Here is a 14988-nt window from a genome sequence, read left to right as displayed (position 1 = left end):
AAAGCAGCGTTCACAGGCAGCCCAGCTTTCGATTCCGGCAGAAGCTGCCCGTCTAGAAGCTGCCCGTCTATCTTCAGAGATGGTGCAACGTTAGAGTTAACTCAAAGTTAACAAAATCTACAGAACCCCAACGAACCCTTGGGGAACCCCTCCGGTTCAATTAAAATGCTGCTTCTCATAAGCTCTTAAAAACTGCAGCCGCTTTTGCTACCAATCGATGATTTTGTTGGCTTCTCCTTGAAGTTGAGCCTTAACGTCCTTCCACCACTGCCAGACTGGTGTTGCGGTAGTAGTGGCTGAGGATCTGTTGGTAAGAGTAGTTTTGGCTGGCCAGGGCGGCAGCTCCCCACTGGCTCATGCCCACCCCGTGCCCGTAGCCCCGCCCATGAATCTCAAAGAAAGCTGGGAATGTCCCTGCCACAGGAGCCAAGCTGGCTGTAGTGGCGGCCTCTCCGCGTGGACTAATGGCAATCTTTGTGCTGCGCAACCCAAGAGCCCGACGAAAATCGCCGGCATTGAGATCTTTGATCCCTTGGGATCCCGTCAAGCGCACCGTGATTGCCCGTCCCCACGGGGAGCTGCGCAGCACCTCAACAGAACGAATAGCCCCGATCCCGGCAGCCAACTGCTGAATCTGCTGGGCAGGAACGGTGGCCGTCCAGCTAAACACGGGTGAGTGGTGATCGAAATCGGGCACCCCCTGTAAGTAGGGCCGCGACTCTAACCAGACATTGCCTGCATCATCCGTATGTCCCCCCGCAGAGGAGTGGAAAACCGCATTGATCAACTGCCCCTGGTAGATGAGAACCTGCCCGGCGGTCTCACGGGCAGCCGCTTGGGTACGGCTGGATTCGGCAGCCACTCCCTTGTAAACCTGCCAATCAATCCCGTTTCCTAAGTCAAAAGGCTGCTGGGAACGGCGACTGCGGTGGTAGAGGGCATAGGTGCGGGAGGCCACGGCTTGGGCTTTGAGAGCCTCCATGGGAAAACGGTGTCCCATCTCGCTGCCCACTACGCTGGAAACGTAGTCTTCCAAGCCAACTTGGTTGATGGCAATCACCCCACGCTCGCCGGGGATCAACTCCACCAAGCCACGGTACCAATTCTGGTCGATAAACACTAACCCATCGGAGGTGGTGGGCTGTAGGTAAAGACGTTCTCCCTGTTGGCCGGCCAAACTGACTGCTGAACCCGAACGGCTGGCCTGCAGCGGTTGCATGGCCTGCACCTCTGCCAGCGGCTGTCCCTGGGCATTCAATAGGCGGGCTCCGGTAGAGCTGCCGACGGTGACCTGGGGCTTGTTGACGGCAATACCTACCCGCAGCAGCACCCGTGCCTGCACCGGAAAGGTCAAGCACAGCCAAGCCCAAACCAGAAGGGCAATACTCCTAAGCCAAGCTGATGGGAGAGGAGAAAAGGAGAGGGCAATAGTCACACACCAATCCTCTGTGAAAGACTACCCGCCGCTGGGCATAGCCAGCGAGGGATCCCGGACAAGTCGGGTTTTGAGAATCCAGGCATAGGGACGACGCACCCTCAACAACCCAAGCGGCCACCGTTGGGCTCAAGAGATCCCGCACTCGGAAAGCCTTTTTTGAGGCTGGTGCGGGATCCCGGGCAAGGGCCAGCCGAACCCGTTATGACAGTATCAAAAACATCCTGCAGATGCACGACTTCAACCCAGAATTTTCCGCCCCCAGTCCCTCGGTCAGGATTCAGCCGGCTCAGAGGGGATCCCGCGGCGGCGGCAAAACCACTGCTGCAATAGGCGGCGACACTCGGCCTCGCAGACTCCGCCGATGACCTCCGGGCAATGGAAGCTGGCGGCAGAAGCTGGCAAATTGAGCACGCTGCGCAGTGCTCCGGCCTTGGGATCATCGGCGCCGTAGATTACCTGGGCCAGCCGCGATTGGCTGATTGCCCCCGCACACATGGGGCAGGGCTCCAGGGTCACATACAGCCGACAGCCCTGCAGCTGCCAATCGCCCAAGCGCTGCCCTGCCTGCCGTAGGGCCAGAATCTCCGCATGGGCCGTGGGATCCCGATCCCGTTCCCGCCGGTTACTGCTCAGGGCCAACAGCTGTTCCCCTGGCCCGACCACCAGAGCTGCCACCGGAACCTCTCCGGCTTCTCCCGCTTGCTCAGCTTCTCGCAAGGCCAACTGCATCCAGGCGCGGTGGCGCTGCCACAGATCCCACCCTTGCGGCTCGGAGGAATGGAGCATACTCGGATCCCCGATCATTTTGGGCGTTTCGAGCACTGCCTCTGTCCGCAAGATTTGCTAGGGTAAGCACACATACCCCGAACATCCAAAAGTAAAGAGTAGGAATAGATAGAATAGACCAGGAGTGAACTGGGTCTTGATGGCGTAAGTCGGGGGATCGGGTTCACGCCTTTTGAGTCTTGGCGATACGGCTTAGCTTTGGGAGGGAGCATGGCGCGGATTCTACGGCACACACTTTTGGCGATGGCTCTGTTTGGTGGAGGCGTCGCAGGTGGGGTCTGGCTATCGTCTCGAGCGGGGCAGGAGTGGTTACAGCAAACTCCCCTGGTCACTTGGACGCGACGGGCCAGTGAGGGAGTGGGATCCCTTTTGCCCTGGTCTGAGCCCCGCCCTGAGGCTGCGAATTCTGCTCCTCCCGCCGATGCTGTCCGGCCTTCCAATTTTATTGCTGCAGTCGCCCAAAAGGTCGGCCCAGCGGTGGTGCGCATCGATGCCACCCGCACCGTGTCGAGGGGGGTCAACCCAGAACTGTTCAACCAGCCCCTGTTTCGCCGCTTCTTTGGGGATCAACTACCGCAGTTGCCGCAGGAGTTTCGGCAAGAAGGCACCGGATCGGGGTTTATCATCGACGCCAGTGGCCTGATCCTCACCAACGCCCATGTGGTGGAAGGCAGCGAGCGAGTCAGGGTTCACCTGCTGGATGGGCGCACCTTTGAAGGGGAGGTGAAGGGCTCAGACCCGGTTACCGATATCGCGGTGATCAAGATTGAGGGGGAGAATCTGCCCACGGTTACCCTGGGCAACTCTGACTTGGTGCGACCAGGGGATTGGGCTATTGCCATTGGCAACCCGCTGGGCCTAGACAATACCGTGACTGCCGGGATCATCAGTGCTGTTGGGCGCTCCTCCGGGCAAATTGGAGCTGTCAACAAGCGGGTGACTTTCCTGCAAACGGATGCGGCCATTAACCCCGGCAACTCGGGTGGCCCACTGCTGGATGCGGAAGGCCGCGTGATTGGGGTGAATACGGCCATCTTCCAGCGAGCTCAGAGCGTCGGCTTTTCCATCCCCATCAACCGCGCCATGGAAATTGCCGAGCAATTGATCCGGAATGGTCGGGTAGAGCACGCTTTCTTGGGCATTCGCATGATCACCCTCAACCCCGACATTGTGGCCCGCCTCAACCGCGACCCCGCTCGCCCCACCACGCTGACGGTGGAAGAAGGGGTCTTGATCGGGCAGGTGATTTCGGGATCCCCGGCTGAGGAGATTGGCTTGCGGGAGGGGGATGTGATCACTGAAATCAATGGGCAGGCCATCCGCGATGCTGAGCAGGTGCAGCAGTTGGTGGAAGCCGCTGGGGTGGGCAATACGCTGACGCTGCGGGTCATCCGAAATGGACAGGCACGCACCTTCCAGGTGAAAACTGGAGTGCTGCCCTCGGACTTCTAGGGGGCTCCATAGGCCAGCAACTCTCTGATCCCTGTGACAGAATGGCAGTAGGGGCAGGGATCCAGATATGGCTTGGGCAGTTGGTGAACAATTGCAAGGGGGACGCTACCGCATCGAGGCCGTTTTGGGGGAGGGGGGCTTCGGCATCACCTACCGGGCCTGGGATAGCGTTCGCGCCGACCAGGTGGTTATCAAAGTTTTGAACGACAGCCTTCGTGAGGATCCCGACTATCCCCACTTCCAGCAGAACTTCATGAATGAGGCGCTGCAACTGGCCCGCTGCCGCCACCCCCATGTGGTGAAGGTGGAAGAGGTGATCTGGGAGCAGGAGCGCTGGTGTATTGTGATGGAGTACATCCGCGGCCAGACTCTGCACCAGCTTCTGCGGCAAAAAGGGCCGTTGCCCCTGCCGGAAGCCCTGCGCCTGACGCGGGAGGTGGGATCCGCCCTGATGGCCCTGCACGAACAGGGGATCCTGCATCGGGATGTGAAGCCATCCAACATCATGGTGCGGGAGGGATCCGGGCAGGCAGTTTTGATCGACTTTGGCCTAGCTCGCGGCTACACCCAAGGTCTGATCCAACGCCACACCTCCTACGGCACCGATGGCTATGCTCCTCTAGAGCAATACGACAGCTTGCGCCGCCGCGGCGCCTTCACCGATGTCTACGCCTTGGCAGCAACCCTCTACACGGCGCTGACGGGGATGGTGCCTATGTGTGCGCCAGTGCGGGCCACAGGCCGCCAGTTGGATACCCCTCGCAGCCTTAACCCCAACATTCCCGAGGTTGTGGAGGCTGCCATTCTCAAAGGGATGGCTCTCCACCCAGAAGAGCGCCCGCAAACCATGGCCGAGTGGCTGGCACTGTTACCGGCAGAAGCCTCTCAACAAGGGAGGAAGCCGGTTGCTTTTGAGCCAGCCATCCGCACCCAAGAGCTGAGGGAGCTGGAGCAGATCTTGGCCCAGCCTCCAGAACCCCAAGACGAGCTGGAACAGCTCCTGTCCCGGCACTCGGCGGAAGAGCTAGAGCAACTGGTGGCACCTCCCACCCCTGCCACTGCCAAAAAAGCTGGAAGAGAAGAGGGATCCGGATCCCTGATTTTTCCTGAGGTCTGTCCAGAGGAGAGAGGGAAGGGGGGATCCCTGCCCGGAACTCTCTCTTGGCCAGAGTGGGTGGGGGAAGCAGCCCCTGCCTTGCAAGGTCTGTGGGATCGGCTGCGAGCGGGGCAGTGGGGGGAGGCGGATCGCTGGACGACAGCCCTGATGCTGAAGCTTGCTGGGCGCTCGCAAGTGGGCTTTTTTGATCCCAAGGATGTTCAGGCCTTCCCCTGCCCCATGCTGCGGCTGATTGACCAACTGTGGGTGCGGGCCAGCCATGGGCGCTTTGGCTTTACCGTCCAGAAGCAACTTTGGCAGGAGTGTGACCCGGAGGGAAGAGGAGGGATCCGTTCGGGCTCCTTCTCAGCCTTGCCCCGCGAAGACTGCATGGGGGAAAGAGTCGGCTGGCAGGTGCAGGGCCGCTGGCTGGGGTATGGGGAGCTCACAACCCGTCTGGCAGCGCCTAAGGGTCATCTGCCGGTGGGCTTTTTTTGGGGCTACTCAGGTGGCCTACGTGCGGCGCTGCTGATGCTGGATCGGGCGGTATTGAAAAAGTTCAAAGCCTGCCTGTAAAAAACTCCCCCCTCCCAAAGGGAGAGGGGCTGGGGAGTGAGGGGATAGAAAGCCCTAGTAGCGGTGCACCAGCTTGTTGATGGGCTTGAAGATGTCTGCCTCAAACTTTTTGCCCTTGAGCATGCGGTTCCAATAGAGCCAGGGTAATAGATGCACCTTGGCTAGGTACATGGAGTAGCGCTCCCGCGTCGGATCCAGCGGGAAGGAGGGAGCCAGTTTCCCCCCGTAGGCAAACTCCGCCATGATTAGGGAGTTATAGCCTGTGATCAGGGGACAACAGGTGTAGCCATCATACTGGGCCACCGGGGGCTTGGACTGCATGGCAGCCAAGAGATTTTCGGCCAGTACCGGCGCTTGCTTGCGGGCGGCAGCCGCCGTTTTGGACGTTGGCAGAGAAGAGGCATCTCCCAAGGAAAACACGTTGGGGTAGCGGGTGTGCTGCAGCGTTGCCTTATCCACATCCACCCATCCTCCCGGCCCGGCCAGGGGGCTGCGCTTGACAAAGTCCGGAGCGCTCATGGGCGGAGCCACGTGGATCATGTCGTAGTGCAGGCTCACCTCTTCTTTGCCATTGTCGGTGGTGACTTCAAAGATGGCTTCCTGAGTCTCAGGCCGGATGGCTTTGAGGTTGTGCTTGAATTTCACCTGGATCCCTCGCCGCTCTACCACCTTCTCCAGGGCAGCACTGTACTCCGGCACGGCAAAGAGAGTGGGAGTGGCTGTGCAAAAGAGAACCTTGGTGTTGACGCCAACCCCACTTTTGCTTTTGAAGACATCGTCGGCCATGTACATGATTTTTTGAGGGGCGCCGCCGCACTTGATTGGCGTAGCCGGGTACGTGAAGATGGCTGTTCCCCCCTTGAAGTTGCGGATGGTCTCCCAAGTGTAGGGGGCGTAGTCCTTGGAGTAGTTGCTGGTTACTCCTCCTTTGCCCAGCGCCTCCGGCAAGCCCTCGATCAAGTGCCAGTCGATTTGGATCCCTGGGGCAACGATGAGGTAGTCATACTGAATGATCTGCCCGCTCTCTGTGATCACGCGGTTGTGATCCGGATCTAACTCCGCCACGCGTGCTTGGATCCAGGTGGCTCCCTTGGGGATCACAGTCCTTTCGTCCCGGATAAACTTGGCCAGGGGGGCAATACCTCCCCCTACCAATGTCCAGCCCGGCTGGTAGTAGTGCTTGTCGGATGGCTCGATGATCGCGATGTCGAGGTTACGCTTGCGCTCCAGCAACTGGGCCGCTGCGCTGATGCCGGCAGCCCCTCCTCCCACTACAACAATTTGATGGTGAATGACAGGTTGCGAAGTTCTGGAGATGGATCCCTCGACGCCAGGGCGCCCGTTCGTTTGGGTGGAGGCGGGTGGGGATTGGGTTTTGAGTTCCATTGGCTTAGTAGTCGTTGACACAGCAGTTTCCTCAAACAGAACTGAACTTGAGCTCAAGAAGCTGTTTAGTTTAATGCGGAAGAACCTGTTAAATGACAGCCAACAACCCCGAACTGGCAATCCGTAGAAGACTCTGCAGATTGCCAGCCTTCAGGAGCTGCAGCTGGGAAACAAGCGTAATCATAACACCCGATAAGAATATAGCCATTTTTTCAAGCTGTCGAGAATTTGAGGCAAATCTTAGCCTAGGACTTAGGCTTTGTTGACGCTGGTGGCAGCAGTGGCATCTCGGAGGATGAGCAGCATCCGCTAGGCTGTGGACTGTACGAAGGATTTGCCGCTGGGTTCACGGCTGGCCTTCAAGTTCTGTTGCGATTCAACTGGAGACCTTCATCACGATGGCAAAATCCATCCCTGCTGGCTCATTGCCGGTTGCTCCCTGGCACGCTCTGCCCGAAGAGGATGTTGCCCGCCAAATTGTTGCAGAGGAACTGCCTCTGGCAGCGCTTTTGGAGCGGGGTCTATCTCAGGCTGAGGTGATCCAACGGCAGAAGCAATATGGCCCCAACGAGCTAAAGGCCAAGGCGGCTACCCCGGCCTGGGTGAAGTTTCTGCAGCAGTTCAACCAATCCTTGCTCTACATCTTGATGGTTGCCGGGGCGGTCAAGGCGTTCTTGGGATCCTGGCGCAATGCCATCGTGATCTGGGCGGTGGTGGTGATCAACGCCCTCATCGGCTACATCCAGGAGTCCAAAGCGGAGGAAGCGATTGCCGCTCTGGCTCGGTCGGTGGTGACGGAGGTTACTGTCATCCGGGAGGGGCAAAAACTGCGGGTGCCCTCGCGGGAGCTGGTGCCGGGGGATGTGGTGCTGCTGAGTTCGGGAGATAAGGTGCCCGCCGACCTGCGCTTGCTAAGCGTGCGCAACTTACAGGTGGATGAATCGGCCCTGACAGGGGAGTCGGTGCCGGTGGAAAAACGGCTGGGATCCCTGGCGGAAGACACACCCCTAGCCGACCGCCAGAACATGGCCTATGCCGGCAGCTTTGTTACCTTCGGCCAAGGAGCAGGGGTGGTGGTGGCCATTGGCAAGCAGACTCAAACAGGCCGTATCTCGGAGTTGGTCGAAAAGGGGGGATCCCTGCAAACTCCCCTAACACGCAAGTTCGAGGAATTCAGCCTCATGCTGCTCAGGATCATCCTCAGCTTGGCCGGGCTCACCTTTTTGGTGGGATTGGCTCAGGGACAGGGGGCGGCCAGTGTCTTTGAGGCGGCAGTGGCGCTGGCGGTGAGTGCTATCCCCGAAGGCTTGCCAGCGGTAGTCACTGTAACCTTGGCGATTGGGGTTTCCCGCATGGCAAAACGCCACGCCATTATCCGCAAGCTGCCGGCGGTGGAGACCCTGGGCAGCGCTACGGTAATTTGCTCTGACAAAACCGGCACCCTCACGGAAAACCAGATGACGGTGCAGGCCATCTACGCCGGATCCCAGCTCTACCAAGTTACGGGCAGTGGCTACAGTCCTCAGGGACAAATCCTGGCCCAGGAGGGGGGTGATCCAGTGGAAGTGGAGCGGCTGCTGGCGTTACAGGCTTGTCTCTTGGCCGGCTGCCTCTGCAATGACACCCGTCTGCAACCCAAAGACAACGGCCAGTGGGAGGTGGTAGGGGATCCCACCGAGGCGGCTCTGCTTGTGGCAGCCCAGAAGGGGGGTCTGGATCTGGAAGAACTGCAGCGCCGCCGCCCTCGCCTGGACAGCATCCCCTTTGAATCCGAGTTTCAGTACATGGCCACCCTGCACCGGCTGGGGCCAGAAGAGCATTGCCTCTATGTCAAGGGATCCGTAGAGGCTCTCTTGTCCCGCTGCCATAGCCAGATGGGATCCCAGGGGGAGATCCAGCCTCTGGAAGAGGAGCGGATTCGCCAGCAGGTGGAGGCCTTGGCACGGCAGGGGCTGCGAGTTCTGGCCTTTGCCCAAAAAACCGTCCCCAGCAGCCAAACTCGGGTGGATCACCCCGATCTGGAAGGGGATCTGGTTTTCTTGGGATTGCAAGGAATGATCGACCCGCCGCGGCCAGAGGCCATTGCGGCAGTGCATTCCTGCCAAACGGCTGGGATTCAGGTGAAGATGATCACCGGCGACCACGTGCTCACGGCTCAGGCCATTGCCGAGCAGATGGGCTTGGGCGGTGGCAAACCAGTCAAAGCCTATAGCGGCCAGGATCTGGAGCGGCTCAGCCCCGAGAAGTTTGTTACAGCCGCCAATGAGGGATCCGTCTTCGCACGGGTGGTGCCAGAGCAAAAGCTGCGCCTGGTGGAAGCTCTGCAAGCGCGGGGGCAGATCGTGGCCATGACCGGCGATGGCGTCAACGACGCTCCGGCCCTAAAGCAAGCAGATGTGGGGATTGCCATGGGGCGAGGCGGCACCGAAGTGGCCAAAGCTGCTGCCGACATGATCCTGACCGATGACAACTTCGCCTCCATTGAGGCAGCCGTTGAGGAGGGGCGCACGGTTTACAACAACCTGCTCAAAGCCATTGCCTTCATCCTGCCGGTGAACGGGGGGGAATCGATGACGATTCTCCTCAGCGTGCTGCTCAACCGCGAGCTCCCCATTCTGGCCATTCAAGTGCTGTGGCTCAACATGATCAACTCCATCACCATGACGGTGCCTCTTGCCTTTGAGCCGAGCACAGGCCGAGAGATGACTCGCCCACCGCGGGATCCGGAGGCCAACTTGCTCTCTCCTAGGCTGCTGCAGCGCATCCTGCTGGTGTCCGTGTTCAACTGGATCTTGATCTTCGGGGTTTTTGAATACATCGAACAAACCACCGGCAACCTTAACCTGGCCCGCACCATGGCCATCCAAGCGTTGGTGATCGGGCGAATTTTCTATTTGCTCAGCCTCAGCCAGGCCATTCCTACCCTGTTGGGCCGTGGACGTGCCAGCCAATTGGAGCGCCATGAGCGCCTCATGGACACAGCGGCCATTGCCATCGGCATTGGGGCGGCCATCCTGCTGCAGATCCTCTTCAGCCAGTGGAGCCTGTTCAACATTATCTTCGACACAGCACCCCTGTCTTGGGAGCAATGGGGCTTTTGTTTGCTGGTGAGCTTGCCACTCATCGTTGTCTCAGCGGCAGCCAATCGAGTGGATCCTGAATGAATAACTTGCTTTGGGCAACTCGCGCTCACTGCGCTCCCATCTGAAGAAGTGCCGAAGAGGGGATCCCTCAGCCATTACTCAGATGTAGCCGGCCTCTGCCAAGAGATAAAAATGCCTGCTGGCCTAGGTCTGATGGCATCCAGCTTCACACCGCTCTGGCTGTCTTTTCGACCGATTTGCGCAAGGCAATCACCATCTCAGCGGCGGTTTTTTGGAAAGTCGAGCCTGTTTTCTGGCTGTGATCAGAGTTTGGGGCAGCCGACGAGTGGGGATGAGGCTGTAGAAAGCGGTGAGTCGGATCTACACCGCGGTACTACCCCCAAGGCGATCTTTTGTCAGCTCCATCCACAAAAGCCCCAGCACTCTTCAGGGCTTGAGTTCTTTTTGCCCCCATCACCTTTTGGCAAGGGCAGGAACACCTCTTGAGGGAGACGAGGTTTTTCCTTCGGAGCTGCTGGCTCAAGGAACAAGAGAAAAACCTGTCTTCAAAAAAGTCTCAGACTTTCGGTTGCAGGAGTACATCACAAGGGTATGATCTTAAGAGAAGGATGTAGGACATTAAAAAATGTCAGATATACCACCACAACCTTTAACCGGGAAGGCTCTGCTCCAGAAGGTCGAAGCGTTGGGGCATCTTCCACGCCGAGAAACGGCAAAGCGATGTGGCTATGTAACCATGACCAAGACCAACAAGCCTCGCGTCAACTTGAATGAGTTCTATGACGCGGTGCTGGCGGCAAAAGGTCTGAGTCTCAGCCCAAGTTCCAGCCGGGACAAGCGCGGTCGTGAACCAACCTTTCGAGTCAGCGTCCACAAAAATGGGCAGTTGATCATTGGGTCGGCCTACACCGAAAAAATGAATCTCAAACCCGGGGATGAGTTCGAGATTCAGCTAGGTTACAAGCACATTCACCTCAAGCAAGTGCTAAACGGCCAGGTGGTGGAGGAGTCAACCCCAAGTAAAGAAGCTTCCCCCAAAGCGACTCGCGGTCGCCGGAAAAAAACTGCTGGGGCTTGAGCCGCTGCCGGGCCGGGAGTGAGGAGAAGGGATCCAGTTGACGAACTGTCACTGCGCAGCTTTCTTCCCGCTTTGCCCTCTTTAAGATGGGATCCAAAGCCTAGGTTCACCGATCTTGCTGACCCTAGATAAGGATCCCTATGCAACAGAAGGTTCAGCCACCCCTCAAGTTTTTGCCGCCGCGATTGACGCCTTGGGTCGTTCATTTCGCTCAAGCAGGCTTGCCCCTTTGGTTGCGATGGACCAAAGGGATCCCTCGCGTTGAAGTAGAGGGGGGAGAGCGTTTGGCTCAGCTTTATCAGCAGTTTGAGGCGGGCAAGATTCGCCTGTTGGTGGCGTTTCGACACCCGACCCTCGATGATCCCCCCTGCTTGATGTACTTGTTCGCCCATCTCCTGCCGCAGGTGGCCCAACGCCAGGGGATCCGCTTTCGGGGCCGGCCCCACGTTTTGTTTGTCTACGACCGCGGCCTACCTCTGTGGCTGGGATCCGTTGCCCGTTGGGGCTTGCCGCGCTTGGGCGGGATCCCGATTTTGCGAGGCCGTCTGGATCGGGCAGGGCTAAAAAGTTCTCGTGAGCAGTTTGTATCGGGCCGATATCCGCTGGCGGTAGCTCCAGAAGGAACGATCAACGGTATGAGCAGTCTTCTCAACCCGTTGGAGCCGGGGGTAGCCCAGATGAGCTTTTGGGCGGTGGAGGATCTGCACAAGGCGGGACGGCCAGAGCAGGTGCTGATCTTGCCGGTAGGCCTTCGCTATTCCTACCTGCGGGATCCCAGTGCCGCTCTGAATAGATTGCTCAGCCGCATGGAGGCCGATTGCAAGCTGCCACCCCCGCGCTCAACCCATGCCAGTCAGGCCTTTTTGCTGGCCCGTATCCTTCGCTTGGGAGAACACCTGCTCCAGGTCATGCAGACCTTCTATGAGCGCTTTTATGCCCCTGCCCTTCCTGCTGCAGATAGAGCCCAAGTTAAAGAGGGGGATCTGTTGGCGCGTCTTCAAAGCTTGTCAGATCTGGCCCTGCGGGTGGCCGAGCAACATTTCGGCCTAGAGCCTCAAGGAGACTTCATCGAGCGGCGGCACCGCATCGAACAGGCGGGCTGGGCCTGGATCTACCGCGAAGATATTGCCGATATTGCTGGTCTCTCGGCTCTGGAGAGGGGGCTGGCCAATCGAGTGGCTGCTGAGGCCAGTTTTCACCTCTGGCACATGCGCTTGGCGGAAACCTTGATGGTGTTTGCGGTGCGCCCCATGCCCGAGCAGCCCAGTCTAAGTCTAGACGAGTTGGCGGAAACCGCCCTGCGCCTCTGGAGTCTGCTGGCTTGGATCAAAGGAGAAAATCCCGTCGGAACTGCTCCCCCCCGCTTGGGCCCCCGCCTGGCGCGTTTCAGCATTGGGGATCCCCTCTCGGTTTCCGAACGCTGGCCCGCCTACCAGGCCAACCGCCGACAAGCCGTACAAGCCCTCACCCAAGATTTACAAGCAGAAATGGAGCGGCTTATCAAAGGGATCCCGTGCTCCCCTGCGGTCCTCCCTGCTGTCTGACATGCCTAGTCGGCTCAGGGGCAAAAAGTGTAACAATTCCTGAGACATCTTGTGAGATATTTCGTGAAAGTAAGACGAACTTTTGCATTATCTGACAAGCAGGTGAAGGAAAGGGGAAGTTTCTGGCTCTTGGGGTAGAAAGGGGGCAGAAAGGAAGTGAGGCTCGTTGGCTTGGTCTATGTCTGATGAGCTGCTCCGCGCCATTCGCAGACGCGACCTGGAGGCCGCCACTTCAGCCGTGCAGCATTTGCGTTCTCGCCATTTAAGTGAAGCTGTGATCACCTCGATGGTGATGGTGGCCGTGGAGCGGTTGGCATGGGATGAAGGCGACCGGGCCGCCGCCAGTTGGTTACTGCGTCGCTGCTCCAGACGACGGCGCTGAAGGGATCCCTGCCCACATTGATTGTCTCGGGCCGTTGCTCTACGAGCTGTTTCAAGAACGCTGGGCCGAGATCCAACTCGGTCATGGGGTGGAAGGAGGAGTGCTGGAGCTGGCTTTTGAAAAGCCGACGGCTTTGTGCATGCTCTACGACGGCTACCTGACAGTGGCCACCGAAACTTGGCACCTGCATTTGTGCCTGGAGGAGCACCAAGGCGGCCCCTACCGCAAGACCCCACCCGAGCTGCGCCGCAAAAGATGGGTTAGCCGCGCCGCTCTCTACCGCCGTCTCAATCCCCAGAACCAGCCCCGCAGGTGGGGGATCCAGACTGTCTGTCGCTCCAGCCGTTGCTATCCTTCCCGCAACTATCAACCGGTTGTGGAAGCTCTGGAATCTGCCCGCCGAGAAGTCAACCTGGATGTACCGGTCATAACCTCAGGTTGTCTAGAAGTTTGCCAACAGCGACCGGTGGTTTTTTACTCTGGCGACCGCACCTGGTACAAGCGGGTTACTCCGCCAGTAGCGGGACAACTTGTCCACGAGCACCTGCTTAGGAATTGTCCCCTAAAAGCCCATCTTTTCCCAGGAGATTAGCCTATGGTCAGCCTACAGCCGCTTGTTCAAGCCCTTCCCGAAGCTCCTCGCCGAATCCCAGCCTCTATTTGGCTACAGGCTACCCAAGACTTGGCCCAGCCTATTCACCACCCTTGGCTGCCTGAGCAATATCGCCTATACCTGTACGCTGCCCTTTGTTGCTATCGGCATCATTGCAGGCACCAGGTTAACTCGCCAAAGGGCGATCATCAGCGCTTTGATGATTTGGCTGGCTAACCAAATCTTTGGCTACACCTGGCACAGCTATCCCCGCACCACACCACACGCCCCAACCCTCTAGTTTCCTGCGGTGGAGCACAGCATGCAGACCTGCCGGGACAGCAGAGCAGACCTGTTGCAGGAACTCAGTTTCGGTGAAGGCATCTGTGTACTCGATGGCGAGCACCGGCTTGCCGGCTTTCGTGAAAGGCTGCCAAAGATCGCACCACCCCTCTGCAAAGCAGGACTCACTCACGGCAAAGTCGAAATAGGGCTCTAGAGCAGCCGCTTGTTCAGGATCGTTTTTCAAGCTGACCGCCAAACCGCGACGATGGGCTTCCTGGGCCAGCCAGCGATTGAACTGGAGTTGGTGAGCCGGTGCGAGGGCAAAGCCGGTGGGGTTCAGGTAGCCGTCCACGTTGTCCGGGTCTACACCGTCAAATCCCTTCTGCACCGCCAGATCAAGCCTCGCGCTCAGGATTGGTGCCAGGATGTCAAGGGCGCGAATGTCCACCCAGCGTTCTCTGTCCCAGCCTTCGTAGGCTGCGCCCAGTACGCTTTCCGGGTACAACGCAGCGTCTGGTCGCCAATCTTCCCAACTCCCGGCTGAAAAATAGGCAACAACGCGGGCACCCGACCGCTGGAGCAGAGCAACAGTCTCCGGGGGCGTGTCAAATAGATCCAAGACATAAACCTCTACCCCCGGCTGGGGCGCTGTAACCGGCTGGCTCAACTGGTAGAGCCACACCGCTTCCTTCTGGGGATGCCAGCGGCTAGTCAGGCCACAGCCAGCCGCCAATGCAATCAACAGGGGCAATAGATCGCGATTCATTCCTGTATCCACCGGCAGCTTGCTAAGAAAACGGTGGCCTGCTCCCTCTCCCCTTTATTCTAGGACATCCCACCCATACCCAAACTTTTAGTCCTAGCAAGCGAGAAGAATTTGGTACCCCAGTCATCTCATCTCAATCCTAAATGGCTACAAAGTTTGCCTTGACCTTAACTTTATGCATATGCATTTCTGATCCCTTCTAGGGTAAACTCCTGGCAGAAAACCCGGAACGGATCCGGAGACCTGGGAGACAACCATGCCTTTTTACGTGGGTTTGCGGCGCCATGCCCTGCAAGGTTTTATTTTCTCTACGCTAACAGCTCTACTTGTCCAGGCGGGGCCAGCTCGGGCCGATCTGCCAGGGACAGCGGATCCTCCGGGGCTCAAGCGCTTTGCAGGATCCAGCATTGTGTTTCAATCGCAGGCCGACTACGACCGCTTTAAGTTAGCCCTTGAAAAAATCGTCTTCAGTGGCGCGATGGGAGCTGTGCAGCCGTACCGGT

The 14988-nt window shown here is 58.5% G+C and carries 12 protein-coding genes; 8 read left to right on the top strand and 4 right to left on the bottom strand.

Annotated features, from left to right (window positions below; translation table 11 throughout):
* Positions 1 to 250 precede the first annotated feature (250 nt).
* Together NW820_RS01295 and NW820_RS01290 are read right to left on the bottom strand one after the other, a co-directional pair.
* Positions 251 to 1435: a SpoIID/LytB domain-containing protein gene (locus NW820_RS01295; protein ID WP_414406472.1), complete on the bottom strand. Its 1185-nt coding sequence runs from the start codon at positions 1433 to 1435 to the stop codon at positions 251 to 253.
* A 273-nt stretch (positions 1436 to 1708) separates the two neighbouring features.
* Complete coding sequence (locus NW820_RS01290) at positions 1709 to 2224, bottom strand: nucleoside deaminase (protein ID WP_414406471.1); 516 nt, start codon at positions 2222 to 2224, stop codon at positions 1709 to 1711.
* 210 nt (positions 2225 to 2434) lie between these two features.
* Here NW820_RS01290 and NW820_RS01285 point away from each other — a divergent pair, with 210 nt between their 5' ends.
* Positions 2435 to 3676, top strand: a complete 1242-nt coding sequence (locus tag NW820_RS01285; RefSeq protein ID WP_414406470.1) for an HhoA/HhoB/HtrA family serine endopeptidase — start codon at positions 2435 to 2437, stop codon at positions 3674 to 3676.
* 67 nt (positions 3677 to 3743) lie between these two features.
* Entirely contained in the window at positions 3744 to 5348 is a 1605-nt protein-coding gene (locus NW820_RS01280; protein WP_414406469.1) for a serine/threonine-protein kinase, read from the top strand.
* Positions 5349 to 5402: 54 nt separating this feature from the next.
* Here NW820_RS01280 and NW820_RS01275 read toward each other — a convergent pair whose 3' ends face one another.
* On the bottom strand, positions 5403 to 6755 hold the full coding sequence (locus tag NW820_RS01275) for an FAD/NAD(P)-binding oxidoreductase (RefSeq protein ID WP_414406468.1): 1353 nt from the start codon (positions 6753 to 6755) through the stop codon (positions 5403 to 5405).
* 377 nt (positions 6756 to 7132) lie between these two features.
* Between NW820_RS01275 and NW820_RS01270 the strand changes: the two genes are divergently transcribed.
* From NW820_RS01270 to NW820_RS01250, 5 genes are all read left to right on the top strand, one after another.
* Positions 7133 to 9898, top strand: coding sequence for a cation-transporting P-type ATPase (locus NW820_RS01270; protein WP_414406467.1), 2766 nt, complete (start codon positions 7133 to 7135; stop codon positions 9896 to 9898).
* Between the two features lie 565 nt (positions 9899 to 10463).
* On the top strand, positions 10464 to 10916 hold the full coding sequence (locus NW820_RS01265; protein WP_011432404.1) for an AbrB family transcriptional regulator: 453 nt from the start codon (positions 10464 to 10466) through the stop codon (positions 10914 to 10916).
* A gap of 140 nt (positions 10917 to 11056) precedes the next feature.
* The gene (locus tag NW820_RS01260) at positions 11057 to 12460 is read left to right on the top strand and encodes a 1-acyl-sn-glycerol-3-phosphate acyltransferase (RefSeq protein WP_414406466.1); all 1404 of its coding nucleotides are present in this window, start codon (positions 11057 to 11059) and stop codon (positions 12458 to 12460) included.
* A gap of 178 nt (positions 12461 to 12638) precedes the next feature.
* Positions 12639 to 12842 (top strand): hypothetical protein, encoded by a 204-nt coding sequence (locus NW820_RS01255; protein ID WP_041436260.1) that lies wholly within the window; start codon positions 12639 to 12641, stop codon positions 12840 to 12842.
* Complete coding sequence (locus tag NW820_RS01250) at positions 12781 to 13434, top strand: (2Fe-2S) ferredoxin domain-containing protein (protein ID WP_414406465.1); 654 nt, start codon at positions 12781 to 12783, stop codon at positions 13432 to 13434. The genes NW820_RS01255 and NW820_RS01250 overlap by 62 nt, the downstream gene beginning before the upstream one ends.
* A 187-nt stretch (positions 13435 to 13621) precedes the next feature.
* Here the strand turns inward: NW820_RS01250 and NW820_RS01245 are convergent, their stop codons facing one another.
* Positions 13622 to 14485, bottom strand: a complete 864-nt coding sequence (locus NW820_RS01245) for an endo alpha-1,4 polygalactosaminidase (RefSeq protein WP_414349986.1) — start codon at positions 14483 to 14485, stop codon at positions 13622 to 13624.
* 256 nt (positions 14486 to 14741) lie between these two features.
* On the opposite strand from NW820_RS01245, the gene NW820_RS01240 reads away from it, so the two are divergent.
* The coding region (locus tag NW820_RS01240; RefSeq protein WP_414406464.1) for a hypothetical protein at positions 14742 to 14988 on the top strand (247 nt) is incomplete at its 3' end.

This window comes from Synechococcus sp. R55.7, assembly GCF_047461955.1.
In the GTDB taxonomy this organism is placed as follows: Bacteria; Cyanobacteriota; Cyanobacteriia; order Thermostichales; family Thermostichaceae; genus Thermostichus.
The sequence above is the reverse complement of the archived record's forward strand: the minus strand, read 5'-3'. Positions and strand labels throughout refer to the sequence as shown.